Here is a 26,513-nt window from a genome sequence, read left to right as displayed (position 1 = left end):
CCCATGAACCGTCCACACGCCGCCGCTGTTCCGCCGCTCGCCCGCATCGCGGGCCGCTCCTGGGTGTGGCGTCTGGCCCTGGTGGCGGTGGGCGTTGCCGTGCTGGGGGCCAGCGCCCAGGTCAGCGTGCCCATGGTGCCGGTGCCGATGACGCTGCAGAGCTATGCCATCGTCACTCTGGCGGCGCTGGCCGGCTGGCGGCTGGCGGGGGAACTCGTCGGCGCCTATCTGCTGGTCGGGCTGCTGGGCGCACCGGTCTTTTCCGGCGCCAAGGGCGGGCTCGGGGTGCTCACCGGCCCCACCGGCGGCTATCTGGCCGGCTTCCTGCTGGCGGCGCTGGTGGTGGGCTGGATGGTGGAGCGCCCGGCCCGCTCGCAGGTGCTGCGCTGGTTCAGCGCGGCGACGCTGGGCCATATCGTCCTGCTGGGCTTCGGCGTCGGCTGGCTGGCGACCAAGATCGGCACCGATCTGGCGGTGCAGAAGGGGCTGATCCCCTTCCTGCCCGGCTCGGTGGTCAAGGTTCTGCTGGCGACTGCCACGCTGATCCTGGTGTCGCGCCTGGATGGAGGACGCAGCCGGCGCTGAGGGGTGGCGGGGCGCCTTCGCCGCTCGCGTGACGCGCCCTCTCCCCCCTTGCGGGGGAGAGTTGGTGAGGGGGGTGAAACGGCCTCTCATCCGCAGTCGCCGCCAAAGAGAGATGCACCAACGCAGCAACCGCGCGAGAGCGGGGAGCGTTTCACCCCCCTCCCTGCCCTCCCCCGCAAGGGGGGAGGGTTGGCCGCTCGCTGGTTGCAGCGGCACGCTCTATTGAGTGCCGTTCAGCATGAACCCAGCAGGCGCACGTGATCTCACGGACCGCGTTTCACCAGCGCGCCCTGCCCCCTCTCCCCTTGCGGGAGAGGGTTGGGGAGAGGGGTGAAACGGCCCGCCCAACAGCGTCCGGTCGTCGACCCCAGCCCCCTAACCCACTACGCCCCGGCGGCCGGGGCCTCCGGCTCCACATAGCGCGGGAAGATGCCCACCGGCGCGGGGATGACCGTGCCCGAGGCAAGACGATGGCCGCCGCCCAGAGTGTCAAAGCCGCGCTCGTCGGCGGGGATCAGCAGCAGGTCGAGCATCTTTCCGGCGCTGTCCGGCATCACCGGCTGGATCAGGATCGCCACCTGGCGGATCACCTCGGCGGTGGTCCACAGCACCGTCTCCATCCTCGGCGGATCGGTCTTGCGCAGCGCCCAGGGCGCGGCGGCGGCGAAATAGCGGTTGGCATCCGCCACCACCGCCCACACGGCGGCCAGATACTGGTGGATCGCCTGGTTGTCCATGGCCTCGCGGGCCTTGGCCAGGATGGCGTCGGTAGCGGCCAGGATCGCCTCGTCCTCCGGCGACAGCGGGCCGGGGGCCGGGATGACGCCGTCGAGATTCTTCGAGATCATGGACAGCGAGCGCTGGGCCAGATTGCCCAGGTCATTGGCCAGATCGGCATTCATGCGGGCGACGATGGACTCGTGGCTATAGGAGCCGTCATTGCCGAACGAGACTTCGCGCAGGAAGAAATAGCGCACCGCATCCACGCCATAGGCGGCGACCAGCTCGAACGGATCCACCACATTGCCCACGGACTTGGACATCTTCTCCCCGCGATTGAACAGGAAGCCGTGCCCGAACACCCTTTTGGGTGCCTCCAGCCCCGCCGACCACAGGAAGGCGGGCCAATAGACCGCGTGGAAGCGGGTGATGTCCTTGCCGATCACATGGACATCCGCCGGCCAGAAGGTCTTGAACAGCTCGTTCTCGGTGTCGGGATAGCCCAAAGCGGTGATGTAGTTGGTCAGCGCGTCCACCCACACATACATGATGTGGGCCGGATCACCGGGCACCGGAATGCCCCAGTCGAAGGTGGTGCGGGACAGCGAGAGATCCTGCAAGCCGCCGGAGACGAAGCTCACCACCTCGTTGCGCCGGGCGTCGGGCGCGATGAAGCCGGGGTTGGCGGCATAGAAGTCCAAGAGCCGCTGCTGATAGGCGGACAGGCGGAAGAAATAGCTCTCCTCCTCCACCCATTCCACCGGCGTGCCCTGGGGACCGAGGCGCACATTCTGCTCGGTCAGCGTGGTCTCGCTCTCGGCGTAATAGGCCTCGTCCCGCACCGAATACCAGCCGGAATAGGTGTCCTTGTAGATGTCGCCATTGGCCGCCATCCCCTCCCAGATCGCCTGGCAGGCGCGGGTGTGCCGATCCTCGGTGGTGCGGATGAAGTCGTCGTTGGACAGGCCGAAGGTGGGGCCCATGGCCTGGAACCGGGGCACGTTGCGATCCAGCAGCTCGCGCGGCGTCAGGCCCGCCTTCTGAGCGGTCTGAAGCATCTTGATGCCATGCTCGTCGGTGCCGGTGAGGAAGTGCACGCGATGGCCGTCCAGCCGCTTGAACCGCGCCAGGCAGTCGGTGGCGATCGCCTCATAGGCGTGGCCCATGTGCGGCACGCCATTGGGATAGGCGATGGCGGTGGTGATGTAGAAGGGCGGCTTGGAAGGCATTTCAGATCCGGGCGAAATGGACCGACGGAAACCGGCTCTTGCCCTCGATCAGGCGCGCGCGGCCTCCGCCAGCTCTGTGAAAACGCGAAAAACCAACGCCTTGCGGTCTAGATTGTAGGTGTCCGCCTCGGCGCCGCTGCGCCGTACCTTCTCCCACACCTCGCCCAGGCGGACAAGGCGGGCGCGCGAGCCCTCGCCGCTGGTGGCCGCTTCCGCGATCCAGTCGCTCACCGCCTCCAGGAACAGGTCCAGCCCGTCGCCGCGATCGCCCTGGAGGCGCGCGCCCAAAGCGTGCAGCTCTTCCATGCGGGGATTGGGCAGTTGCTCCAGCGCCCGCAAGGTGGCGCCGCGCACCTCCATGCCCTCGCCGCGCGCCAGCACGATGGCTCGGCGCACGCTGCCGCCGCTGGCCGCCGCGGCGGCGGGAAGGCCGCCCTCCTCCAGTTCCAGCGCCGGGCGCAGATGATCGAGGGCGGCGAGCACCTCGGCGCCGCCCAAGGGCTTCAGCCGCACGGCGCGGGTGCGCGAGCGAATGGTGGGCAGCACCCGCCCCGGCGCGTGGCTGATGAGCAGGAACAGCGCCCGCGGCGGCGGCTCCTCCAAGGTCTTCAGCAAGGCGTTGGCGCCGAAGCTGTTGAGATCGTCCACCGCATCGACGATGCACACCCGCCAGCCGCCGGCGCTGGCGGTGGCGCCGAAGAAGCTGCGCACCTTTCGCACCATGTCGGCGGGAATCATGGTGGGGATCTTGTCCTCGCCCGCCTCCGGCACCCGGCGCAGCACGAACAGATCGGGATGGGAGAGCGCCGCCACCTGCCGCCACACCGGATGGGTCTCCGGCACGTCGAACGCATGGCGATCCGCCGGCACGGTGCCGCCCGCCAGCACGAAACGGGCGATGCGATAGGCCAGCGTCGCCTTGCCGATGCCCTCGGCGCCGCCGATCAGCAGCGCATGCGGCAGGCGTCCCGAGCGCCATTCGGCGATCAGGTCGGCCTCCACGTCCGCATGGCCGAACAGGCGATCCTGGCGCCGGGGATGGGGCGCACCGGGGAGAATATCGCCTTCGAGGCTGTCACTCATGAGGGTTCCTTCGGGCGGGCCACGGCGCTGCCGGACCCATGGAAATGTCCCGCCGCGATCATTTGGCAGCAAGATAGCGCATAAGGCCCGCGCGGGCCGACGCCGGAGGCGATCAGGCGGCCACCAATCAGGCGGCCACGAACAGTTGGAAGCGCTCCACCACCACCGCCCAGATCCGCGCCGCCACCTCGTCCGGCGTTCCGCCGGCATCCACCACCACGCAGCGCCCCGGATCGGCGGTAGCCAGGGCCAGGAAGGCTTCCCGCACCCGCGTATGGAAGGCAAGGCCCTCCTGTTCGAACCGATCCGCGACCGCGCCACGCGCCGCGGCGCGGGCGAGGCCCACCTCCGGCGGCACGTCCAGAATCACGGTGAGGTCGGGGCGGGTCTCGCCCACGGCCACCCGTTCCAGCCCGGAGAGCAGATCGCCATCCACATCCCCCAGCACACCCTGATAGACCTTGGTGGAATCGATGAAGCGATCGCAGACCACCCACAGCCCGGCCAGCAAGGACGGCTTGATCAGGCTGTCCACATGATCGGCCCGGGCGGCGGCGAACAACAGCGCTTCCGCGCCGGCGCCGAAGGGCTTGGCAGCCCCCGAGAGGATGACATGGCGGACCGCCTCGGCGCCGGCGGAGCCCCCCGGCTCGCGGGTCACCACGACGCGGTGCCCGCCCGCCTCCAGGTGCGCCGCGAGGCGCTTGGCCTGGGTGGACTTTCCGGTGCCCTCGCCGCCCTCCAGGGTGATGAAGCGCCCGCGCGCTGCGCTCATTTGTGCAGCTTCGCCATCACCTGGGCGGTGACATCGCGAAACGCATCGCCGGCCAGCGTTCCCGCCCCATCCACGGCGCGCTGCCACAGCGTGCCCACCGCCACGTCGGCGGTGGTATAGATCGGCACGTCCAGGACCTTCAGCGCGCCGCGGGTCAATTCCAGCCGGCCCACCTCGGTGCCCTTGGCCACCGGCGCCCGCAATGGCCCCTTGTAGCTCACCTTGGCCACCAGCTTGTCCTGGCTGTTGCGCGGCAGCAGCAGCGACAGCGGCGCGCCGGTGGTCAGCCCCACCGAGCCGGCCTCGCCACCCCACACGCTGGCGCGGCCGATCTCCGCATCGGCGGCGAACAACTGCCGGTACTGGAACGAGTGGAAGCCCCACTCCAGGAGCTTGCGCGCTTCTTCCAGCCGCTCCTTCTCGGACTTGGCGCCCATCACCACCACCACCAGGCGCTGGTCGCCCTGCACGGCGGAGCCCACCAGATGGAAGCCCACGTCGCGCACCCAGGAGGCATGCAGGCCATCGGCGCCCACGCCGGCATCCAGCAGCGTGTTGCGGTTGCGCTGCTTGATCTTGTTCCAGTCGATATTGGGAATGGCGAAGATCTTGTAGAGCTCGGGATCGCTCTTGATGATGGAGCGCGCCAGCAGCGCCATGTCGCGGGCGGTGGTGATCTGGCCGGGATCGGCAAAGCCGGTGGCATTGCGGAACTGGGTGCCGGTGAGGCCCAGTTCGCTCGCCTTGTCGTTCATCTTGTTGACGAACTCGCTCTCCGTCCCCGACACGCCTTCCGCCAGAGCGATGGCCGCGTCATTGCCGGAGACCACCAGGGCGCCCATGAGCAGATCGCCCACCCGCACCTGGCTTTTCAGCGCCGCGAACATGGCCGCCCCGCCCGAGGGTCCGCCGCCGCGGCGCCAGGCATTCTCGCTGATGGGGAACGGGGTATCGATGGTGATCTTGCCGGCGCGGATCTGGTCGAACACCACCGCCGCGGTCATGATCTTGACGATGCCGCCCGGCGCCATGCGGCCATCGGCATTCTTTTCATAAAGGATGGTGCCGCTGGCGAAATCCACCAGGGTGGCTTCCGGCACCGGGGTCTGGAACGCGGTCTGGGCGAGCCCTGGCCCCGCAAGGCCCAGCGCCATGGCGGCGCCGACACAGACCGGCCCTGCGCGTTTCAGGAGTCCAACGCGCTTCAGGAATTCGACGCGCTTCAGGAATCCAAACGCCGCCGACACAGGCGTCCGGCGGCGTGAATTTCGTCCATGGGCGGCCCCGGAGCGGGCGCGCGCCTCTTGCTGGTACACTGTCATGCCACCGCCCCGAGGGGTCCCCTTCAGTGGATCAGCGCCCCGAAGACGAGACGCCGTTAAAGCTCAAGCCGCTCACCGGCGGCGGTCCGACCGACCAGCCGGTGCTCACCACATTGGACGATACGGGAGCCGCCGCATTCAAGGCCGCGCTCGCCGTCGCAGGCGCCGGATGGGTCGCCGGCTTGGCCGCGGCGACCTTCACCGGCTCTGCCGGCTTGGGCGCCGGAGCGGCCGCGAGGGTGCGCACTGGCTCGGGCTTGGCAGCCACGGGCACCGGCGCCGCCGCCACAATTGTGCGCCGCACGGCCGGAGCCGGGGCGATATCGGCTTCCGCGACCCGTTCCTCGGCGCCTTCCGCGTGACCGAGGTCAAACGGGCGCTGGAGCGGCACGGGGATTTCGCCGCCGCTGGATTGCGGCATCACGGTGGGGAGCGAAGGGATGAACGGTGCGGCGGACGCCACCTGCACCGCGGAATTCGCAGGCGCCTCGGCGGGGGTGCCGTCCTGGCGCAAGGTCGCCATCAGCTTGCGGTCGTCGGAGCCGTCCAGCGGCGCACGGCCCACGAACTCGACCCGCACCTTGGCGACGCCATTGCTGGAGAAGCCCAGCAGGTCCGCCGTGCGGTGGGAGACGTCGATGACGCGATTCTGGTGATACGGCCCGCGATCATTGATGCGCACGATGATCGAGCGCTCGTTCCGCAGATTGGTCACCCGCACATAGCTGGGCATGGGCAAGGTGGGATGCGCGGCGGAAATGGAGGCGCGATCGAACACTTCGCCATTGGCGGTGCGGCGGCCATGGAAATCGTCGCCATACCAGGAGGCGATGCCTTCGGCCTTATAGTCGGGGTTTTCCTGCGGAACATAGGTGCGCCCGGCGATCACGTAGGGCTTGCCGACCCGATAGGCGCCACCGCCCTTGGGAACCGGCTCGCCATCCGCCACCACGCGCGGGCTGGCGGAGACGCCGTACTTGGGATCGATCTGGCTGGCCAGCTTGCCCGCGGAACCGCAGGCTGCCAGCGTCAGGCACATGGCAGCAACGCCGATGCGGCCGCGGGATGCGCGTACCATGGACATGATCTGCTGATCTCGCGTCATTAGCGTCCTATGTCACCGATACCCGTGCGTGGTGCGCAACAGGCCCCTCGGGATGCGAGCAGACTTTGCCATGCCTGCGTTCCGTTTGACAGAAGAGGGGCGGAAATCGCGGCGGAAATGCGGCAAGCCTGTGAATATGGTAAACAGGCTGTAATGTTCTGCAACGCAAATCACGCTCGGGCGTTCATCTCGGCCCCGGTGTGTCATAAGCGATCACAGCCGCCGAGGCGAGCGCACGCGTGCCGCTTTGTCGAATCGCCCTGCCCCGTCGCGCCGCGTGCTTAACCAAGTGCAAAGAATGCGGCCCTGCAAGCGCTTTGCGGTCGCCATCCACGCCCGGCTGTCGCTGGGGCTTCAGGAGCCGGCATCATATCCCACCCTTTCACCAGCGCCCGTCTCGACGAAGGCGCCGCGGATCGGCTAGGAAGACACCTCGCCTCCCCGGCGACGCGGAAGGGTGGCCGAGTGGTTTAAGGCAGCGGTCTTGAAAACCGCCGTGGGTGCAAGCCCACCGTGGGTTCGAATCCCACCCCTTCCGCCAGTCCCGCCGATTTGCCGCCGTGGCGCGAGAGTCTGCGCGACGGCGCCGCAAAAGGCGCCGACTGCCGCACGCCGTTCAGTGGATCCAAAACACGCCGCACGCCCGGCGGGAGGTTCGTTGCCGTTCGACATGGCCCGGCTTGACCTCTGAGCCGCCCTTCGTCAATGTAGTTGCATCATACAACTAATTATGTTTCGTCCTATGCCCATGTCGCCATCCACCATTGATCTCATCCGCGCCGCCTCACGGCAGCTCGTGCGCGAATTCGGCTTCATGGGCGGCGCCTTCGCGGGAACCGACCTGCCGCCGTCCGCCGTCCATGCCCTCATCGAAATCGACGCCAGCGACGGCATCTCGGCGCGCGATCTCGGTGGACGTCTCCGCCTTGAGAAGTCGAGTGTCAGCCGGATGCTGCGCAAGCTCGTCGTCTCCGGCGACGTCATAGAAGCGCCGGGCGAGGAGGATGCTCGCACCAAGAGGCTGACCCTGAGTGCGGCCGGACGAAAGCGCGTCGCGCAAATCCATGCCTTCGCCCGCGCGCAGGTCGCGGGCGCGCTGGAGCACCTTCCGTCCGAACGTCACCGGACCGTTCTTGACGGCCTGCGTCTCTACGCCGAGGCGCTGGCGGGGCGGATGGACGCCTCGAGCGCCGCTCCGCAGACTGAAATCGTCTCGGGCTACCGGCCCGGCCTCGTGGCCCGGGTCACCGAAATGCACGCGCTCTATTATGCGCGTCAGGCTGGTTTTGGCAGGCGCTTCGAAACGGTCGTCGCCGGAGGTCTCGCCGCTTTCTGTGACCGTCTCGACACGCCGGTGAACGGGATCTGGGCTGCACTTTGCAACGAGCGGATCGTCGGCTCGGTCGCCATCGACGGCGAGGATCTGGGTCCGGGTCTCGCGCATCTGCGCTGGTTCATCGTCGACGATGAGATGCGAGGCACGGGCGTGGGGCGGCGGTTGCTAGAGGCCGCGCTCGCCTTTTCGGATGCACAGCACGTCACCGAGACGCAGTTGTGGACCTTCTCCGGCCTTCATGCCGCGCGGCATCTCTATGAAGAGAACGGCTTCGTGCTGGCTGAGGAACGTCTCGGCAGCCAGTGGGGCAAGGACATGCTCGAACAGCGTTTCGTGAGGAGACGGCCGTGACGAGCGCAGAGACACCGTCTCCTTCCCTAAACGAATTGGCGGGATCTCCGCCTGCCTACGCGCCGGCACGGCGGCTCGCCGGGAAGGTCTGTCTCGTCGTCGGCGCGACCAGCGGCATCGGCCGTGCGACGGCGCTGCGCATGGCTGAGGAAGGGGCGGCGGCCGTGGTCGTCTCGGGACGACGTCAAGCGCTCGGCGAAGGTCTCGCCGAGGCTCTGTGCCGCATGGGTTCGGAAGGCCTGTTCGTGACCGCGGATGTCACCTGCGAGGCGGATCTGTCTGGCCTCGTGGAACGAACGATGACCCGCTTCGGCAGGCTCGACGCTGCCTTCAACAATGCGGGATTCCAGGAGCGACGGGCACCGCTTGCCGCCCAAATGGATGATGTCTATGCGCAGGTTTTCGACACCAATGTGCGGGCGGTCTTTCACGCCATGCGCCATGAAATCCCAGCGCTGATCGCCTCGGGCGGCGGCGCGATCGTCAACAACACCAGCGTCAGCGGACTGCGCAACCCCAATCCCGGTCTGTCGCTCTATGGCGCCTCCAAAGCTGCGGCCATCGCGCTCACGCGCGCGGCGGCGATGGAGTATGCGCCGCACAGCATTCGGATCAACGCGGTCGCACCGGGACGCGTGGTCACGGACATGATGCTGTCCTCCGGCATCGCCGACATGCGCACCGTCGCGGCGAACCTGCCGCTCCGGCGCATGGGTCATCCGGAAGAAGTGGCTGCGGCCGTTGTCTGGCTGCTTTCGGGCGAGGCCAGCTACATCATTGGCCACGTGCTGGCCACCGACGGCGGCTTCCTCGCCGGATGAGACGTCGCGTGCTGTCTATGCGTCTTCCACAGCGTGCGTACCTTTCGCCGTACCGAGGCGGCGATCGGCGGGACCAAGCCACAAGCCAAGCCTTACACGTTGACGGACGGGCGGAGCCTGCATCGGCTGGTGGCGACCATGGGCTCGCGCCTTTGGCGGATGCGACGTGCGATCGATGGCCGGGAAAGCCGCTCGCCTTTGCCGTGTTCCGGGCGACCGCAGCGCTCTGACGATTCCGGCATGCAGCCGCCAAAGGCAGCATATGCGGCCACTCGGCTTACTCCCCACGCCTCTCATGTTTTAGCATGACATGAAAATAGAATGCCCTCACGCCAAGCGTAATATAAATCGTCGATATGGAAATCAACGGCAATAAGAGCATAAAATTATATAAGCTCTTGTCATCACATTTATATTCAAGTGCGATCACAATGGCGACTGAAAATAGACCAATATGAAACCGCGCCTTGGCTTTATCCCAAACACTGTCGTGCAGACTCACTTTTCACCCCTGACAACACTTGAGCCGCAGCCGGCACGCAATGACTTTTCGTTCAGACCTGCAGTGTGGCGCGGTTGGTGGAGACCGGCAAGTCGCACCTTCGGCGCCCGCTCTGACGTTCACCCGCCGCGCGCCGGGCGGGCAATGGACCCTTCCCACGGCGCGAAGCCCGGCGCTGATCCGCATCGCAGATCCCCGTCCCGAGGCCTGGCTCGCTCAGAAGGTCCAGCCGACGCTCAGGGTCGGGCCATGGGTCACGGTATCGTAGCGGAACTGCCCGGTGGTCGCGCCGGGGCCCGTATAATTCTCGTAGAGATACTTGTAGCCGATGGCCGTCGACAGGTTCTTGGTCCAGAAATAGCCCAGGCCCGCATAGCCCTGGCTCGACAGGTCCGATCCGACGCCGAAGCCGCCGATGTCGATGATGCCGTTGAAGACCCAGTGCGGGTCGAACGCATAGCGGACGACGAAGCCCACGGTGGGATCGAACCAATCCTGGCGCTGGCTGCGCGACAGGGTGAGCGGCAGCAGCAGCGGTGATGCGCTGGCGGAGGCCGAGAGAGTGACGTAGCGCAGACCCACCGTTCCCGCCACGTCCAGCTTCTGCGTGCCGGTGGGCAACATGCGGCCGACCGCCACCGTCGCGATGGTCTGGTCGAGGCCGAAGTCGAACGCTGTCCCGTTGACGGGGCCGCCCAGGCTGCCATGGGAGAACCGCGCCACCACGAGATCGGCATAGAAGAGCCAGTCCGTGTTGTTGGCAACGATGGTCCCCATGAGCGCGCCATCCAAGTTCCTGACCAGGTCCGAGAACGACACATCGACCGGGCGGGTGGGGAGATCGCGCACGCCCACGTTGCCGCTCAAGGCCGTGGCCCAGCCATAGAGCGTGACCTGGACCCGCCAGTCGGACGGGGGCGGCGTGAATGCTGCGGACATCGGCGGTGCCGCGGGCACCGGGAGATCAGCGGCCTGCGCGGACGCCCCGGCCAAGAGCGCCCAGCCGATGCCGGCCAACCACCGCTGCGTCCGCCGCCGACGCCGAGGCGTGGCATCCGCGCCGCGCAGCACCGCCGCGCCGACAGCCGTGCCGACAGCCTTGCCCACAGCGGCGAGGCGATCCGTTTCTCCGTCGTTGATGATCATGTCTCCCCCGTCCCCCTCCGGCACCACCGCAGGGCCGCCTCAAGATCTTCGCATCGGTCACGTTTCGGCGAGAGCGCGATCCGATCCGATGGACCGGATCGGATCGGCGTGTGCTCCAGGCTCAGCCCGCCTTGCGCAGGCTTTGCTGCAGCACCTGCGGCACGACCTGGGCTGCACACACCATGGAACTCAGGATAGTCAGAACGTGTAAAGAACGGGCGATCCATTTCTACATTGATGTACGTCAACGGGCACGGCGCCTGCTCATGTATTGATGGGACACTGCAGCTATATCAGGGAATGGATTCTGTCCATGATCTCGACGGTTTCGCTTATGCGCGCATCAATGACGGTTGCGCTGGTCGTGTCGCTCTCGAGCGTTGGGCAGGCCCAGTCTCAGCCCAAGCCGGCGAGCGAGGCCACCAAGGCCGCGAACCGCGACCTGCAGCAGCGCCTCAATTTCAACGACCGGGACGATTTCGAGAATGCCACCCGCGGCCTGATCGACAAGCCGGATACGCTGACGATCAAGGGCGACACGGGCAATGTCGTCTGGGACATGGAAGCCTACAAGGCGTTCATCAGCACCGAGAAGCCGGCACCGGACACCGTCAACCCCAGCCTGTGGCGCAATGCCCAGCTCAATGTGCAGTACGGGCTGTTCAAGGTCCACGACCGGATTTTCCAGGTGCGCGGCTACGACCTGTCGAACATCACCTTTGTGCGCGGCAACACCGGATGGATCGTTTTCGATCCTCTCATCTCCACTGAGACCGCGAAGGCGGCCTATGATCTGGTGTCGAAAAATCTGGGCACCCACCCGATCGTCGCCGTGGTCTACAGCCACTCGCATGTGGACCATTTCGGCGGCGTGCGCGGCATCGTCGACGAGAAGGATGTGGAGGCGAAGAAGGTCCAGATTCTCGCACCGGAGCATTTCACCCGGCACGCGGTGAGCGAGAATGTGATCGCCGGCAACGCCATGAGCCGGCGCGCGATCTACATGTATGGCGCCCTGCTGCCGCGGAACGCCCAAGGCGGCGTCAATGGCGGACTGGGACAGACCACCTCCACAGGCACCACCACGTTGATCGAGCCCACGCGCGAGATCAAGAAGACCGGCGAGGACGTCACCATCGACGGCGTGACGATGGTGTTCCAGATGACGCCTGACACCGAAGCACCGGTGGAGATGAACACCTACTTCCCGCAGTTCCGCGCCATGTGGATGGCGGAGAACGCGACCAACACCATGCACAACATCCTCACCTTGCGCGGGGCGCAGGTGCGCGACGCGCTGGCATGGGCGAACCATCTCAACGAGACCATCGACCTTTACGGCGCAGGCGCCGACATCAAGTTTCAAAGCCATCACTGGCCGCTCTGGGGCAACGCCAAGATTATCGATTATCTGAAGAAGCAGCGTGACATGTACAAATACATCCACGACCAATCGGTGAACCTGATGAACAAGGGTTACACCGGCGTGGAAATCTCCAACATGGTCAAGCTGCCGCCGGAGCTGGCCACCGCCTGGTTCGACCGGGATTATTACGGAACGGTCAAACACAACACGCGCGCGGTCTATCAGCGCTACATGGGCTTCTATGACGGAAACCCGACGACGCTCGACCAATTGCCTCCCGAGGAAGCGGCCAAGAAGTATGTCGAATACATGGGCGGCGCGGCAGCCATCCTGCAGAAAGCCAAGGTGGACTTCGACAAGGGTGAGTATCGCTGGGTCGCGGAAGCACTCAAGCAGGTGGTCTTTGCCGATCCCGGCAACGTCGCCGCCAAGCACATGCTCGCGGATGCCTATGAGCAGATGGGGTATCAGGCCGAATCCGGCTCGTGGCGCTCGGTCTATCTGCAAGGCGCATACGAGTTGCGCAATGGCGTGCCGGACGTCGGCGGCATCAATAGCGCAAGCCCCGACACCATCAGGGCCATGCCGCCAGAGATGACGTTCGATTATTTCGCCGTGCGGCTGAACGGCGAAAAGGCCGCCGGCAAGAAGATCGTGCTCAACATCGACTTCAGCGATCTGAAGAAGGCCTATTCCCTGGTGGTTGAAAACGGCGTGCTCAACCACGCGGCGAGATCGGCCCCGGATGCCGATGCCAAGGTCACCTTGACCAAGGCGACGCTCGACAGCATCCAGCTGGGCGACATCACGCCCGAGCAGGCCATCGTCGCCGGCAACATGAAGATCGAGGGCCGCCGCGAAGCCTTCGTGGACTTCGTCGGGCTGCTCGACAAATTCCCGTTCTGGTTCCACATCGTCACGCCGTAGCGTGCAGCAGGGGAAACCCGCACATGCGCTCACGTCTTCACGGCATAGCGGCGACGGCGCTGCTTCTCCTGGCGTCGGGGATGGCGATGCCGCGCGCCTTCGCCTGCGGCTTCGACGGCATCCTGGGCGACGGCTTCAGCGCCGAGCATCCCCGGTCCATCGCCGTGGCCCTTGCGATCAGCGACGCCGTCGCGGCGGGCATCATCGACAAAGCCGCGGTTGCCCCGATCGTGCCCGGCTCGTCGGGCTATTGGCGCGCCGTCGGCCACATTGGCGCGTTCCACAGGCTGCTCGGCGCGGCGAGCACCGGTGACGCACATGCGCCCAGCATCTCGCTCCTGTTCATCGACTCGAAGCTGTGGGCGAGATTGACTCCTGGGCCGCAGGGCTATGCGCTGCAGGTGCATGCACCGGGCGCTGCCCCTGGCGACGTGGTCATCGTTACGAGCGAAGCCATCCTTGCCGTCGTCCTTGCTGGCGCCATGACACCGCAGCGCGCTCTCGACCTCGGGCTCATCGCCATCGACGGCGAGCGGGACGAGGCAGCCACAACGCGCGGTCTGATGCTCGGTGCCACCGGCCGGGCGCCCCCGCGCGCGGCGGCGGGCGCTCCCGCACTGATCCGAGCCTTCGGGTCGGCGCGTTAGAGCGTTTTCGAGCGACGTGGATCCCGGCTCGCGGACGGCCTTGGCTCGCCCTTCCGCTTGGAAGCCCCCTACAGCGTCGCAGCGGGTGAGCGTGCGTGGCGACGCGCCTGGATCCGGGGCGCGCTTGAACGCGCTGCTGCGCGTGCATTACCCGTTTAGGATCGATAGTATCTCGCTCACATCATTGAGGAGCGCGCGCGAGGGACGCCATGGCTAGCGAGATCCGGCTTGAGCTGTCAGCGGACGAGATTCTCGCGCATCCGCAGTTCGGGATGGCGCGGGACATCTATATCCACGAGATGCTCGCCCTGCACGAGAACCAGCCGACAGAGAACCGGCTGCTCATCGATGGTGGAACCGCATCCATTTTCTTCAGCGTCATCATCATGAACGCCGGCTATCAACCCGATGTCCGCTCAACGTGGCCGACCATGCAGCTTCTGAAGAGCCGGATGGAGGCCCATGGCATTGCCAGCAGCCGTCGCACCCACGACATCGTCCGCCGTCTCATCGACCTGGGATATATCACGACGTTCACGGCGCAACGTGACCGTCGCAGCACCCTGCTCGCGCCGACTGATAAGATGCTAGCTCACGATCAGCGCTCCCTGATTGTTTATTTTCATCCCCTGCATGCGCTGTTTCCCGATCCCGGATATCCGGAGGCGATACGACCGGACCCTGCGTTTCATCGCGTGGCACGGGAAGTCAGCATTGGCTTTCTGGGGCATGCGCAGCAGTTCATCTTGGCCAATCCGGTGATTGCGTTCTTCCTCCCCCGTCAGGCCGGGCATATGATCCTGACGAAGCTCATGCATCTGTGCAGCGATCAGGACGATCACGAGGTGCCGAGGGTGTCCTTCGTCAAGATCGGCGACAGCTTCGGCGTGTCGCGCACCCATGTCCGCAAGTTGTTGCGGGAGGGGGAAAGCCTCGGATTTGTCCGCTTGTTGGGTGACAGCGTCGCCGTCACGCCAGCCTGTCGCGCCGGCTTCGAGCGGTTTCTGGCCGATACAATGGCTGGTAATGATCTCGTCTATCGGTTGGCCATGGCGAAACTGGCTCCAGCGGCCGTGGCCGACCCGCAATCCCTCGGCGCGGCCATGGCGGATCTCTAGCCGGCCAGACAGGAAACTGCCGGTGGAACTACCACCGTGGCCGTTTGGGCTGCGGGAGGGTTCGTTCGCGTTGCTGAGGCCGCGTGCGGACGGCGGTATTTTAGAACCGACCGCAGTTCATCTGCCACACGCCCACGAAGTTGCAGGCGAAAAGTTCCGTAACACTTCCCCGACGACGCTTCTAATGTCTGTCCAGCTTGAGCTCGCCCCACCCCGGGATGGTTGATCAGGTCACCGGCAGCACCTGTACTTGCGGTGTTGCACGTGCGCCTGGCGACATCGGAGGTCGCGTCGGCGCGACGGCGGTTGGAACGTCACCATCGGAGGATGCCATGGTACCCATTGTTGTCTCACAGGGGATTTCGCGCATTCACGTGCAAGGCGCAACTGATCCAGCGGTCAACTGGCTCGGCGCCTTTGCCACGTGCGGCGGGCATGGCGCCACCCAATCCTCGACGATCGTTTACGAAATTCCTGCTGGCGGGCGCCTGGGCTGGCACACCGATGCCACCGAAGAAACCCAGTATATCCTGTCGGGAAAGGGCGAATTGCTGATGGAGGATGGCACCCAAGCCATTGGGCCGGGGAGCGTCTTCGCTTTGCCACCTGATGTGCGGCATGACATCGTCAATACGGGCAACGAGACCCTTCACGCCGTCGCGTTCTTCGCCGCGGCCATGTTCACCCAGACCTTCGATCAGGTCATGCTGCCGCCCAATACCCACGTGCTCGGCACGCCCAACCGGGAGGGGTGAGCGCCCGCCGCGCCGCACCGCGGCGCGGCGCCCGTTTGATCCATCTGATCAGGTTTCACCGGTGCCCCTGAAGGGCTGCTGGGGATGAGGCGCGCCCAAACCAGCTCGTCTCCGCCGGACTAATGAAGGCAAAGCGTCATCGAATGACCCGTAGGCGTGCAACACTGCTCCCGTCCGGCCGCACATCTACGCGCCGCATCGGAACGCTCGAGCCGGGGGACGTCTCGCTGCGCCGTTCGGCTCGGCTGGTGGCCGTGCTTCTGGCGACGACCGCCTTGTCGACGCAGGCGGCCGCCGCCGGCGAACTTCCCACCGGTGGAACGGTGGTCTCGGGCAGCGCGACGATCTCGGCGCCGTCGAGTACCAGTGTGCTGATCACCCAGTCATCGCGCAACGCCATCATCACCTGGGGCGCCTTTTCCGTGGGGGCCGGGAACACCGTGCGCGTTGACAACGGCACGGGCGCCACACTGAACCGCGTCACGGGCTTCTCGCGCTCGCAAATCGACGGCAGCCTTTCCGCCTCCGGCAGCCTCTATCTGGTCAACCCCAACGGAATCACCGTCGGCCCGACCGGACAGGTGATGACGGGCGGCAGCTTCATCGCCTCCACCCATGACGTCTCCGACGCCGAGTTCAATGCCGGCGGGGCCATGACCTTCCGCGGCTCCAGCACCGCGAACGTCATCAACTACGGCGCCATCGGATCATTGGGCGGAGACGTGGCGCTGATCGCCCGCAAGGTCGAGAACGCCGGCACCATCACCGCGCCCAACGGCACGGTGGGATTGGCCGCCGGCTACGAGGTGCTGGTGCGCGACACCGCCCTCTCCGACGGCAAGTTCGTGGTGAAGGTGGGCGGCGCCGATACGGAGGCGAAGACGTCCGGCGTGATCAGGGCGGCCGAGGCGGAACTGAAGGCCAACGGCGGCAATGTGTATGCGCTTGCAGGCAATACGGCCAGCATCACCAAGGCCACCGGAGTCGCCAACAAGGGCGGACGCATCTTCCTGACCGCCGGCGACGGTGGCACCGTCACCGTCAGCCAGAAGGTTTCCGCGCGGGCTGCGACGGTCAACGGCAAGACCAAGGGCGGCGAGATCCGCGTCTCGGGCGGCATGGTCAGGGTGTCCGGCAAGCTCGACGCGGCGGGGGATGACGACGGGGGCGGCACCATCTTGGTGACCGGCCGGGACATCCAACTGGCGTCGGGAGCGGATCTCGACGCGAGCGGCGCCAACGGCGGACTGGTGCTGCTGGGCGGCGACTATCAGGGCGGCAGGGACGCTTCGACCAAGTATTTGGCGGAAGATGTGGCGACCGCGCAGACCACGACCGTTGAGGCCGGCGCGACGATCCGCGCGGATGGCAGCGCCGGCGCGGGCGGCCGGATCGTGGTGTGGTCAAACGAGACGACCCGCTTCTCCGGCGCCATCAGCGCGACCGGGGCGGGTTCGGCGGCGGGCGGCGATGCGGAAGTCTCGGGCAAGGCGGTGCTCGCCTTTGAGGGAACGGCGGATCTGCGCAGCGAAAGCGGCGCCTTCGGCACGCTGCTGCTCGATCCTTACAATCTGACGATCTCGAGCGCCTCCAGCAGCGGCATGTCCGGCTTCAATGCCAATGCCAATAACAGCATCCTCAATGTCACAACCCTGACCAATGCGCTTGCCACCGCCAATGTGACGATCACGACCGGTTCCGGCGGCTCTCAGGCCGGCAACATCACGGTGGCCAATGCCGTGACCTGGAGCAGTGGTTCGACCCTCACTCTGTCGGCCTACGGCTCCATCGTGGTGAATGCCGACATCACCGGCGGTGCGGGCTCGTCCATCGTGCTGCATGCCGACAATACGGGCACCGGAAGCGGCACGGTCACATTCGGCTCGGGCGCGACCCTCAGCGCGGGCAGCAGCATCTCGCTCTTCTACAACCCGAGCAGTTATGCCGCGCCGACCGACTATTCTTCGAAAGTCGGCTCCGGGACGCTCACCGCCTATATGCTGGTGAACACGGTCCAGGATCTCCAGGACATCAACACCAACCTCAACGGCATCTACGCGCTGGGCCGGGACATTGACGCCAGCGCCACCACGGGCTGGAACGGCGGCGCGGGCTTTGCGCCGATCGGGAGCACGTCCAACTTATTCTTCGGTACCCTCGACGGACAGAACCACGTCATTTCCGGGCTGTTCATCAACCGCGGCAGTCAGACTGGCGTCGGCTTGTTCAGCGACATCGGTTCCGGCGGAAAGGTCTTCAATCTGGGCCTGGTCGGCGGCAGCGTCACCGGCGATGCCGCCGTGGGCAGCCTTGCTGGCATCAACCACGGCATCATCACCAACGTTTACACGTCCACCACGGTGAGCGGCGGCCTCCAGGTCGGCGGGCTTATTGCCGTGAACACCGGAACAATCACCGGGGCCTATGCCACGGGAACAGTCAGCGGTGACGCCCTTGTCGGCGGGTTGGTCGGCACAAATGCACACGGATCCGGCAACTGGACGATCTCCGATTCCTACGCCACAGGCGCCGTCAGCGGCACCTCCTATGTCGGGGGGCTCGTGGGCAGCAACCAGGGCGTTCTCCTCAGGGTCTATGCCACCGGTTCCGTCACCGCCAGCACAAGCACCGGCATTGGCGGGCTGATCGGCGACAACCAAATGGCCGACTCCGTCACAGCGTCGTTCTACAACACGCAGACGACGGGACAGGCCAGTGCCGTCGGCACCGGTTCCGCCAGTGGCGTGACCGGCCTCACCACGGCGCAGATGCGTGACGGCTCAACGGCATCCGGCGGCTTCTACGCCCTGGCCAGCGCCGCCGGCTGGGATTTCACGACGGTCTGGGCCCGCCCCAATGCGGTGGCCAGCCAGTCCAGCGACGGCCAGTTGCACTATGCCGAACTCTATGCCGTCTCGGGTGTCGTCGGGGCCAATGCCACGGGGACCATGGTCTATGGCGATTCCAGCCCCACCTTGACCTATGCTTATTACGGAACGGGCAGCGGCTACGGCAATGTGGTCACGACCAATCCGACCTATGCTTCGGGCGTGACCGCTGCGAGCGATGTTGGAACCTATGCCGCCATCCTTTCCGGCGGCAGCGGCACCTCCTGGGGCGGTCGCACGACCCGCTTCGTCTATTCTGGAACCGTGACGGTCACACCCGCCACGCTGACGGTCACCGCGGCCGATGGCACCGTGGCCTATGGCGACAGCGTGCCCACCCTGAGCTCTGCGGCCACCGGCTGGAAGAACGGTCAGAGCGATGCCTTGCTCTCCGGCGTCAGCGTGACGACGAATGCCACCTCCACCTCGAATGTCGGCAGCAGCTATGTCACCAGCGCGTCGGGCGGGACGCTCTCGGGCGCGGCGTCGGGCAACTACACGCTAGCTTATGTGGGCGGCCAATTCTCCGTAACGCCGCGATCCCTCACCCTCGCCGCCGATGCCGGCTCCATGGCCTATGGAGATAGCGTTCCGGCGCTCACGTACACCGTGGGTGGCGGCGGGTTGGTCAATGGCGACACCCTGTCCGGCGCCCTGACCACTGCGGCGTCGTCCACATCGAACGTCGGCGGTTACGCCATCACCCAGGGCACACTGGCCGCCTCGTCCAATTATGCCGTAACCTATGTGGGCGCGAACCTCACCGTCACGCCCCGTGCCCTCACCGTCACTGCCGACGCCAAGGCCATGATTTATGGCGACAGCGTGCCGGGTCTCACCTATGCGGTGGGCGGGGCGGGCCTGGTCAATGGCGACACGCTGTCGGGGGCTTTGGCCAGTTCGGCCTCGTCCGCGGCGAACGTGGGCACATACGCCATCACGCAAGGCACGCTGGCGGCCTCGGCCAATTATGCGGTGACTTATACCGGCGCGAACCTCGCCGTCACGCCCCGCGCCCTCACCATCACCGCCGATGCCAAGTCGATGGTCTATGGCGACAGCGTGCCGTCTCTCACCTATGCGGTCGGCGGTGGGGGCCTCGTCAACGGCGACACGCTGACGCGCGCATTGGCCAGTGCGGCCTCGTCCGCATCGAACGTAGGCGCCTACGCCATCACCCAGGGCACGCTGGCCGCTTCGTCCAATTATATGATGACCTATCGGAGTGCGGCCCTGAACGTGTCGCCTCGGCGCCTCGTTGTGACAGCGGACAATCAGAGCCGCCCGGTTGGAACCGCCAACCCGGCGTTGACCTATGGGCTCGGAGGGCTTGGGCTGACAAATGGCGACACGCTGACCGGTGCGCTGACAACGACCGCCGGACCTTTGTCGCTCGGCGGCAGCTATCCCATCGTGCAAGGCAGTTTGGCGGCGTCGCCGAACTATGACCTCGCCTATGTCTCTGGCACCTTGACCGTGGTCGGATCATCGCAGACGCCTGCCTTTACGGAGACGCAGGCCCGGGATCAGGTGACCGTTTCTCGCGTGACCGGCACTCTCCTGGACGCGCTCGACCAGCCAGCCCAGATTCAACCCCCACCAACGGTCGTTGCCTGCGGCAGCGGCAGCCCCTGCTCGCTTCTGCCGGTTTCCGGCAACCTGCCGTCAGGCGCGTGGCTGAGCTTTGGGAGCCGGTGAGAGCGATGGCGACCTCCTCCCGTGGCATGACGACACGCGCGCACTTCGGTGCCCTTGCGCTGGGCGTCTGCGTCCTCGGCGCCGTTCCGGCCTTCGGGCAGGTGATCGCGCCGGTGGAGCGCAACCTGCCGCCGGTGATTTCCGGGCAGGGACGCCTCGTCATCGGCCCGCAGGATCTGGCCGGCAGCCCCGACGAGACCCCGTTGGGTGTCGCGCTGTCCGGCATCAGTCTGATCAGCGCCAAGGAGAGCGTGGCGCGGAAGGCCGGGCGCGGCGTCCGTATCGGCGATATCGGTGACATTGACCGTACGGCACTCGAACGGGCGCTGGCCCCGTTCCTCGGCCAGCCGCTGTCGCGCAAGCGCATCTCCGACATCCAGGCGGCCATCGCCGCCGTCTATCGCGCCGCGGGCTATCCCTTCGTTTCCATCACCCTGCCGCCGCAGGAGGTCACCGGCGGGGTGCTGACGCTGCGGGTGGTGGAGTTCCGCACCGGAGCGGTGAAGGTCAACGGTGCGGAGCCCGGCACGCAAGCTGCACTCGCCGGCCGGGTACGCGCCACGCCCGGCCAACGCATCGCCGCGGACGCCCTGGAGGAAGACCTCGCCTGGCTCAACCACTCGCCCTATCGCACGGTGAACGGCGTCTTCGCGCCGGGCGACGAACTGGGCCTCAGCACGCTCACCCTCGAGGTGACGCCGCAAAAGCCGTGGCAGGTCTTCGGCGGCTGGTCCAACACCGGCACGCACACCACCGGTTTCGATCGCTATTTCGCCGGCTTCGGCGCCGCGCTGCCGGGCGTGCCGGACAGTTTTTTCTCCTATCAGATCACCGGCAGCCCCAACTTCTGGAGCGCCCCAGCCACCGTGGGCCTCGGCTCCGAGCAGCCGAGCTACTATAGCCAGGCGGCGCGTCTGGTCATTTCCACCGGCGCGCGCCAGAGCCTGGAGATCGTGCCGAACTTTGTCGCGACCCGGCAGAATGCGGTGGCCGACACCTTCGCCTATGATAACCAGACGCTGGAAATTCCGGTCTATTACCGCACCGCCATCTCCAATCTGGTGCCGGGGCTGTATGCGGGCGACCTGATCCTCGGCGCCACCGGCAAGACGGTGTCGCGCACCACCTATTTCACCGGCCAGGACATCGGCGGGGCCAGCGCGGACCTGTTCGATCTGATCGCCGGCTGGTCCGTCTCGCGCGCGGACGCCTACGGCAGCACCAGCCTCGACCTGAAGCTCGTCGGCAATCCGGGTGGCGTGATCGGCGGCAACAGCGCGGCGCGCTGGAGCAGCTACAGTGGGGGCCGCGTCACCGACGTGACCTACGTCTATGGCAGCGGCGACCTCAACCGGGTGACGCGGCTGCCGTCGGGGTTCAGCTGGGTGAGCGATCTCTCCGGCACCGCGGCGGGCCAGCCCTTGCCGGACACCGAGCAGTTGAGCCTCGGCGGCCTTTATGCGACGCGCGGCTACACGCTGGACGATGCCACGGTGGACACCGGCTTGGTGTGGCGCAACGAGCTGCGCACACCGACCTTCCCGCTGCTGTCGGCGCTTGGGGTGCCCAGCCTATCCGACCAAGCCTCGCCCTATGCGTTCCTGGACCTGTCCTGGGGCCGATCCTATGGCTATCAGGGCGTGCTGGGGGCGGTGCCGCGGAACGACTATGGACTGGCCGGCATCGGCCTCGGCGTGGACTACACGTTCAACCGCAACCTCACTGCCACCCTGGTGGGCGGCTTCGCCCTCACCGACGCCACCTATAGCAGAGCCGGAGACTTCAATCTCCAGGCCCGGGTGTACGTGAGCTATTGAAGGCCTGAGCTGTCACTGAGCCCTGAATAGCCGCTGGATTTGTAGACGCCTTCCGTCCTGTTTTTGAGGCAAGGAGGCTGACGTTGCCTCTCAGGCCTAATCCAGCTTGAAGTTCGTTCTGGCCCCGACTTGAGGGCCAGGACATGAAGCGCAGCCGTCTTTCAGAACAGCAGATCATCGGTGGACTGATCGGAGACGCGATCGCGTGACCCGCGCGCGTTGGGTTGCGATGGGATCAGCATGGGCGCCCGCGTCCCGATCGCCCGCTTGCGGCCGCCGCGCCAGGCGCTTGTGGTTGACCGGGAAGCCTTCCCGCCCGAGCAGCACGTGCAGGCGCCGATAGCCGAAGCCCCGCAACCGTGCGCCATTCTTGCTAGACCGTTGGATAGAGGGGGGAACATCACGCTCAACGAATGAAGCGGGACAATCCAGTCAGCTTCTCCATAATGATCATCAACACAACGGTCGTGGCGATCAGTACGCCCGAGGCGGCGGCAGCGCGCACGTCGAGCATGTTCTCGATCAGGTCCCAGAGCCGGATCGGCAGCACTTCGGAGCGCGCATCGGCGAGGAACAACGAAATGGCGACATTGTCGAATGACGCCATGAAGCCGATGAAGGCACCGGCGCCGATGCCGCCACGGGCCAATGGAAACGTGACATAAGCGAAGGTGAACCATGCACTGGCGCCGAGGCTCAGCGAACATTCCTCGAGCGCGCGATCGATCTGGGCCAGGCTCGCCAGCGTGGTGCGCAGGATGAAGGGAAAGCAGATCACCGTATGTCCGATGATTAATGTGGTCATCGACAGGCCAAGGTTCATTTGATTGAAGGTGAGCAGCAGGCCGAGGCCCAGCGCCAGCGCGGGCAAGAGCAGTGGCGACATCAGCGCCGTGTCCGCGGCCCGCGCCCAGCCCGCCTTGCTCGCGGTGAGCGCGAGGGCGGCGGCGGTTGCCAGGACCGTAGCGGCGAGCGTGGCGGCGCAGGCAACCTTCAAGCTCACCCCGGCGGCGGCCAAGATCTCGGGCGAGGCACTGACGAGCGCGCGGTACCATTGGGTGGAGAAGCCCGGCGGCGGAAAGCGCAATGTCCCCGCCGAGGTGAACGACGTGATGAGGACAATCACCGTCGGCAAGGCCAGCAGCACGATGGCAACGCCGCCGATCCCATAAAGAGCGAGCGCATAGCTCCACCGGTCCAGCTGCCGCCATGGCTTTGGCTGCGCGCTGGAGGGCGCTGGTGTGGCCTCAGACATGAAGATGCCTCGTCGCAATACGGCCGAAACTGTTGAGCGCCGCCACCACCGCCAGAACGGACACCAGCAGCATCAGCGAGATGGCGGCGGCGAACGGCCAGTTCTGCCCCTGCATCCCCTGCTGGTAGATATACATCGGCATGAACAGAAGGCGCCCGCCGCCGACGATCGACTGGGTCACCAGCGCGCCACACGCGGCGGCGAAGACGAGCAGCACGCCGGCGATCACGCCGGGCAGGCTCAGCGGCACGACCACGAGGAAGAGCGTTCGCCAGCGTCCGGCGCCAAGGGCGGTGGACGCTTCCTTCAGACGCGGATCGATCAGCGAGAGCGCCGAAATGAGCGGCAGGGCCATGAGCGGCAGCTCGATCTGCGCCAGGGTCAGGATCAGCATCGGCTCGGTGTACAGCAGCGGGATCGGCGCGCCGGTCACGCCGAGCCAGATCAGGGTTTCATTGACCAGCCCCTGGCGGCCAAGGATCACCACCCAGGCGAAGGTCCGGACCACGGCGCTGGTCAGCAGCGGCAGGACGATCAGCAGGATGAGAACGCGCTGGATGCGCGCGGATGACGAGACGAACAGCAGCGCCAGCGGATAGCCGAGCACCAGGGCCACACCGGCGGTGGCAAGGCCCAGCACCAGCGTGCGCCCGAGCACCGGCACGCTGAGGCCATCGGTGAAGAAGCGCTTGAAATGCATCAGCGTGAAGCCGTCGGGGCCGCTGGTGCTGGCCACCAGAAGCATGACGATGGGCAGCGCGACGAACATCACGAAAAAGGCCAGCAGCGGCACGGCGAGCCAGGACTTGCCGAGCCGCATGCGAACCGCGCCTCGCGGCGCCGCCGTAGCGGCAGGTGACGGCACGGAGCCGGTCATGTCACGATCTCCATGCCTCTGCGGCCCGGATCAGATCCGGACCTCCTTGTTGAAGCGCTCGATCAGCGCGCTGCGCTGCGGATTGAGCGTCTTCCAATCGATCAAGGTCAGCTTGGCGAGGTCCTGGTCGTTCTTGGCAACCTTCTGCAATTCGGAGCCGAACGCCACCGTCTTGTTCGTCGGCGCGAGGAAGTTCGGAGCCGCCGCCATCTGCCCCTGCACACCGTCGGACAGGGCGGCGTCGATATAAGCGTAGCAAAGATCGAGCTCCTTGCTGTTCTCGATCACGTGCAGCGAGTTGCGCACCAGCACCCACCCGGTGTCCGGCCGGGCGATGGCGATCGCCGCCCCGCGCTGGGCCAGGGGCAGGATCGCGTTGAGATAATTGAAGCTGATGTCCACTTGGCCCTGCTGGAACAAGGTCGCGAGCGCCCCGGGATTGGGCGCCACCGCGCCGACGTTCGGCAGCAGCTTCTTCAGCGCCTCGAAGGCGGGCTCCATATTGCTCTCGCTGCCGCCATGCAGCTTCGCGATCTCCACCATCCACGCGGAACCCAGGCTGCTGCCGAGGCCGGTGATGCCGACGCGGCCCTTGTATTCCGGCTTCCAGAGGTCGAGCCAAGAGGTGGGCGGCGTCTTGATCGCGGTGGGATTGTAGACGATGCCCATCACCTGGGCGGAGATGAAGGCGCCGCGGCCGTTGGGGTCGATGAAGCGTTCCGGCAGATTGGCGAGGTTCTTCACCTTGTCCTTCGGCAGGGGCGCGAAGATGCCCATGTCCAGCGCGGCCAGATAGGGGCCTTCATCCATCAGCACGACGTTGAAGGGCGGGTTTGCCTTGGAGGCGGCGATCTTGGCCACGGCGTCGAGCGCAAGGACGGGCTGAAGGGCGACGCTTGCGCCGGTCGCCGCGGTGAACGCCGGCAGCAGGATCTGGCGCTGGGCGACATCCCAGGTTCCGGGATAGGTGGTGGCGATCAGGCTGCCGGCCGCCTGGGCGCCGCCCGAAAGACCGGGCAACAGTCCTGTGGCGAGCGCCGTGGCGGCGCCGGAGGCGAGAAACTGGCGGCGGGAAACGGATGCGGTCATGGCCTGGCTCCGGGGCTTCAGTCGATATAGACGGGGCAGAGGGCGGGGTCGGACACCTGGAGATGGACACGCTCGCCGGGCGCCGCGCCGACCCCGGCGCCACGCATCTGCAGAACCTTCAGCGGCGTTCCGTCCGGCAGCGTCAGGTCGTAGGCAATGGTGGCGCCAAGCGGCATGACCGACCGCACGGTGGCGGAAAACGCATTCCCGTCCCCATCCGCCGCGAGGCGAAGGTTCTCGGGCCGGATCGCCACGGTCACCCGCCCCGGCCGGCCGCAGGGCCTGGCGTGGGGCAGCACGAGGCGCGCGCCGGCATCGGTCGCGATCTCGGCCGCGCCCACACCTTCCAGAAGCTGGCCGGGCAGCAGATTGGTATGGCCGACAAAGCTGCTGACAAAGCGAGACGCCGGGCGGTCGTAAATCTCCTGCGGCGTCCCGAACTGCTCCAGGCGTCCGGCATTGAACACCGCAATCTTGTCGGCGAGGCTCAGGGCTTCTTCCTGGTCGTGCGTGACCATGATGGCGGTCAGGCCGGCGTCCCGCTGGATGCGCTTGAGCTCGATCTGCATGTCGAGGCGCAGGTTCTTGTCGAGAGCGCCGAAGGGTTCGTCGAGCAGCAGGAGCGACGGATCGACCGCCAATGCCCGCGCCAGCGCCACCCGCTGCTGCTGCCCGCCGGAGAGCTGGCGGGGATAGCGGTCCGCCAATGTGGTCATCTGCACGAAACGGAGCATCTCCGCGACCCGCGCGTGCCGCTGGGCGCGCGGTTGCCCGCGGGCCCGCAACCCATAGTCGACGTTGCGCGCCACGGTCATATGCGGAAACAGCGCGTAGTTCTGAAACACGATGCCGACCCCGCGCTCGTCCGGCCCGAGCCCGTGCATCGACGCGCCGGCGATACGGACATCGCCGGAACTCGGCGCGATGAAGCCGGCCACGATCCGCAGCAACGTCGTCTTCCCGCAGCCTGACGGTCCCAGAAAGGCGATGAACTCGCCGGGCGCGATGGCCAGGGAGACGTCGTCAATGGCCAGCGCCGGGCCGAACCGATGCGAGATTGACGTCAGCTCAAGGGATGCGCTGCGCATCCGGACGGGAGAT

19 protein-coding genes, 1 tRNA gene and 1 pseudogene are annotated in these 26,513 nt (G+C 66.4%); 10 read left to right on the top strand and 11 right to left on the bottom strand.

The window, feature by feature from the left end:
- Positions 1-3: 3 nt before the first annotated feature.
- Positions 4-585, top strand: a complete 582-nt coding sequence (locus tag AAG816_RS22730) for a biotin transporter BioY (RefSeq protein ID WP_341991968.1) — start codon at positions 4-6, stop codon at positions 583-585.
- 383 nt (positions 586-968) lie between these two features.
- On the opposite strand, the gene metG is transcribed toward AAG816_RS22730, so the two are convergent.
- The 5 genes from metG to AAG816_RS22705 all read right to left on the bottom strand — a co-directional run bounded on the left by metG (position 969) and on the right by AAG816_RS22705 (position 6,792).
- Entirely contained in the window at positions 969-2,534 is a 1,566-nt protein-coding gene (gene metG, locus AAG816_RS22725; protein ID WP_341991966.1) for a methionine--tRNA ligase, read from the bottom strand.
- Positions 2,535-2,582: 48 nt separating this feature from the next.
- Positions 2,583-3,617 (bottom strand): DNA polymerase III subunit delta', encoded by a 1,035-nt coding sequence (locus tag AAG816_RS22720; protein ID WP_341991965.1) that lies wholly within the window; start codon positions 3,615-3,617, stop codon positions 2,583-2,585.
- Between the two features lie 127 nt (positions 3,618-3,744).
- Positions 3,745-4,392 carry a dTMP kinase gene (gene tmk / locus AAG816_RS22715; RefSeq protein WP_341991964.1) on the bottom strand — a complete coding sequence of 216 codons (648 nt, stop codon included), beginning with the start codon at positions 4,390-4,392 and terminating at the stop codon, positions 3,745-3,747.
- Entirely contained in the window at positions 4,389-5,546 is a 1,158-nt protein-coding gene (locus AAG816_RS22710) for a D-alanyl-D-alanine carboxypeptidase family protein (protein ID WP_341991963.1), read from the bottom strand. Before AAG816_RS22710 ends, tmk begins: the two co-directional genes overlap by 4 nt.
- Positions 5,547-5,745: 199 nt before the next feature.
- Positions 5,746-6,792: a septal ring lytic transglycosylase RlpA family protein gene (locus AAG816_RS22705; protein WP_341991962.1), complete on the bottom strand. Its 1,047-nt coding sequence runs from the start codon at positions 6,790-6,792 to the stop codon at positions 5,746-5,748.
- A gap of 478 nt (positions 6,793-7,270) precedes the next feature.
- On the opposite strand from AAG816_RS22705, the gene AAG816_RS22700 reads away from it, so the two are divergent.
- From AAG816_RS22700 to AAG816_RS22690, 3 genes are all read left to right on the top strand, one after another.
- A tRNA-Ser gene (locus tag AAG816_RS22700) sits at positions 7,271-7,360 on the top strand.
- Positions 7,361-7,561: 201 nt separating this feature from the next.
- Entirely contained in the window at positions 7,562-8,506 is a 945-nt protein-coding gene (locus AAG816_RS22695; RefSeq protein ID WP_341991961.1) for a helix-turn-helix domain-containing GNAT family N-acetyltransferase, read from the top strand.
- 35 nt (positions 8,507-8,541) lie between these two features.
- Positions 8,542-9,327 (top strand): glucose 1-dehydrogenase, encoded by a 786-nt coding sequence (locus AAG816_RS22690; protein WP_341991995.1) that lies wholly within the window; start codon positions 8,542-8,544, stop codon positions 9,325-9,327.
- 718 nt (positions 9,328-10,045) lie between these two features.
- On the opposite strand, the gene AAG816_RS22685 is transcribed toward AAG816_RS22690, so the two are convergent.
- On the bottom strand, positions 10,046-10,975 hold the full coding sequence (locus tag AAG816_RS22685) for a hypothetical protein (protein WP_341991960.1): 930 nt from the start codon (positions 10,973-10,975) through the stop codon (positions 10,046-10,048).
- 346 nt (positions 10,976-11,321) lie between these two features.
- Here AAG816_RS22685 and AAG816_RS22680 point away from each other — a divergent pair, with 346 nt between their 5' ends.
- The 6 genes from AAG816_RS22680 (at position 11,322) to AAG816_RS22655 (ending at position 22,191) form a co-directional block, all read left to right on the top strand.
- Positions 11,322-13,268 (top strand): alkyl sulfatase dimerization domain-containing protein, encoded by a 1,947-nt coding sequence (locus AAG816_RS22680; protein WP_341991959.1) that lies wholly within the window; start codon positions 11,322-11,324, stop codon positions 13,266-13,268.
- A 23-nt stretch (positions 13,269-13,291) separates the two neighbouring features.
- On the top strand, positions 13,292-13,915 hold the full coding sequence (locus AAG816_RS22675; RefSeq protein WP_341991958.1) for a hypothetical protein: 624 nt from the start codon (positions 13,292-13,294) through the stop codon (positions 13,913-13,915).
- A gap of 209 nt (positions 13,916-14,124) precedes the next feature.
- Positions 14,125-15,033: a hypothetical protein gene (locus tag AAG816_RS22670; protein WP_341991957.1), complete on the top strand. Its 909-nt coding sequence runs from the start codon at positions 14,125-14,127 to the stop codon at positions 15,031-15,033.
- 332 nt (positions 15,034-15,365) lie between these two features.
- Positions 15,366-15,788, top strand: a complete 423-nt coding sequence (locus tag AAG816_RS22665; RefSeq protein WP_341991956.1) for a cupin domain-containing protein — start codon at positions 15,366-15,368, stop codon at positions 15,786-15,788.
- 275 nt (positions 15,789-16,063) lie between these two features.
- Positions 16,064-20,374, top strand: a complete 4,311-nt coding sequence (locus AAG816_RS22660) for an MBG domain-containing protein (RefSeq protein WP_341991955.1) — start codon at positions 16,064-16,066, stop codon at positions 20,372-20,374.
- 26 nt (positions 20,375-20,400) lie between these two features.
- Positions 20,401-22,191, top strand: coding sequence for a ShlB/FhaC/HecB family hemolysin secretion/activation protein (locus AAG816_RS22655; protein ID WP_341991954.1), 1,791 nt, complete (start codon positions 20,401-20,403; stop codon positions 22,189-22,191).
- A gap of 188 nt (positions 22,192-22,379) precedes the next feature.
- Here AAG816_RS22655 and AAG816_RS22650 read toward each other — a convergent pair.
- The 5 genes and pseudogenes from AAG816_RS22650 to AAG816_RS22630 form a co-directional block, all read right to left on the bottom strand.
- Positions 22,380-22,545, bottom strand: a pseudogene (locus AAG816_RS22650) (IS3 family transposase); the annotation flags it as partial.
- Positions 22,546-22,597: 52 nt separating this feature from the next.
- Positions 22,598-23,446: an ABC transporter permease gene (locus AAG816_RS22645; RefSeq protein WP_341991953.1), complete on the bottom strand. Its 849-nt coding sequence runs from the start codon at positions 23,444-23,446 to the stop codon at positions 22,598-22,600.
- The gene (locus AAG816_RS22640; RefSeq protein ID WP_341991952.1) at positions 23,439-24,323 is read right to left on the bottom strand and encodes an ABC transporter permease; all 885 of its coding nucleotides are present in this window, start codon (positions 24,321-24,323) and stop codon (positions 23,439-23,441) included. The genes AAG816_RS22645 and AAG816_RS22640 overlap by 8 nt, the downstream gene beginning before the upstream one ends.
- Before the next feature lie 30 nt (positions 24,324-24,353).
- On the bottom strand, positions 24,354-25,412 hold the full coding sequence (locus AAG816_RS22635; RefSeq protein ID WP_341991951.1) for an extracellular solute-binding protein: 1,059 nt from the start codon (positions 25,410-25,412) through the stop codon (positions 24,354-24,356).
- A gap of 17 nt (positions 25,413-25,429) precedes the next feature.
- Positions 25,430-26,500, bottom strand: coding sequence for an ABC transporter ATP-binding protein (locus tag AAG816_RS22630; RefSeq protein WP_341991994.1), 1,071 nt, complete (start codon positions 26,498-26,500; stop codon positions 25,430-25,432).
- Positions 26,501-26,513: the final 13 nt, after the last annotated feature.

The organism is Azorhizobium sp. AG788 (assembly GCF_943371865.1).
Lineage (GTDB): Bacteria > Pseudomonadota > Alphaproteobacteria > Rhizobiales > Xanthobacteraceae > Azorhizobium.
The sequence above is the reverse complement of the archived record's forward strand: the minus strand, read 5'-3'. Positions and strand labels throughout refer to the sequence as shown.

Bases quoted from the DNA above. Each gene is read 5' to 3' on its own strand.
- AAG816_RS22730 (WP_341991968.1), top strand. From the start codon at position 4: ATGAACCGTCCACACGCCGCCGCTGTTCCGCCGCTCGCCCGCATCGCG.
- AAG816_RS22675 (WP_341991958.1), top strand. From the start codon at position 13,292: ATGCGCTCACGTCTTCACGGCATAGCGGCGACGGCGCTGCTTCTCCTG.
- AAG816_RS22655 (WP_341991954.1), top strand. From the start codon at position 20,401: ATGACGACACGCGCGCACTTCGGTGCCCTTGCGCTGGGCGTCTGCGTC.
- AAG816_RS22695 (WP_341991961.1), top strand. From the start codon at position 7,562: ATGCCCATGTCGCCATCCACCATTGATCTCATCCGCGCCGCCTCACGG.
- tmk (WP_341991964.1), bottom strand. From the start codon at position 4,392: ATGAGCGCAGCGCGCGGGCGCTTCATCACCCTGGAGGGCGGCGAGGGC.
- AAG816_RS22670 (WP_341991957.1), top strand. From the start codon at position 14,125: ATGGCTAGCGAGATCCGGCTTGAGCTGTCAGCGGACGAGATTCTCGCG.
- AAG816_RS22665 (WP_341991956.1), top strand. From the start codon at position 15,366: ATGGTACCCATTGTTGTCTCACAGGGGATTTCGCGCATTCACGTGCAA.
- AAG816_RS22680 (WP_341991959.1), top strand. From the start codon at position 11,322: ATGACGGTTGCGCTGGTCGTGTCGCTCTCGAGCGTTGGGCAGGCCCAG.
- AAG816_RS22685 (WP_341991960.1), bottom strand. From the start codon at position 10,975: ATGATCATCAACGACGGAGAAACGGATCGCCTCGCCGCTGTGGGCAAG.
- AAG816_RS22645 (WP_341991953.1), bottom strand. From the start codon at position 23,446: ATGTCTGAGGCCACACCAGCGCCCTCCAGCGCGCAGCCAAAGCCATGG.
- AAG816_RS22640 (WP_341991952.1), bottom strand. From the start codon at position 24,323: ATGACCGGCTCCGTGCCGTCACCTGCCGCTACGGCGGCGCCGCGAGGC.
- AAG816_RS22630 (WP_341991994.1), bottom strand. From the start codon at position 26,500: ATGCGCAGCGCATCCCTTGAGCTGACGTCAATCTCGCATCGGTTCGGC.
- AAG816_RS22705 (WP_341991962.1), bottom strand. From the start codon at position 6,792: ATGGTACGCGCATCCCGCGGCCGCATCGGCGTTGCTGCCATGTGCCTG.
- AAG816_RS22710 (WP_341991963.1), bottom strand. From the start codon at position 5,546: ATGGCGCTGGGCCTTGCGGGGCCAGGGCTCGCCCAGACCGCGTTCCAG.
- metG (WP_341991966.1), bottom strand. From the start codon at position 2,534: ATGCCTTCCAAGCCGCCCTTCTACATCACCACCGCCATCGCCTATCCC.
- AAG816_RS22635 (WP_341991951.1), bottom strand. From the start codon at position 25,412: ATGACCGCATCCGTTTCCCGCCGCCAGTTTCTCGCCTCCGGCGCCGCC.
- AAG816_RS22720 (WP_341991965.1), bottom strand. From the start codon at position 3,617: ATGAGTGACAGCCTCGAAGGCGATATTCTCCCCGGTGCGCCCCATCCC.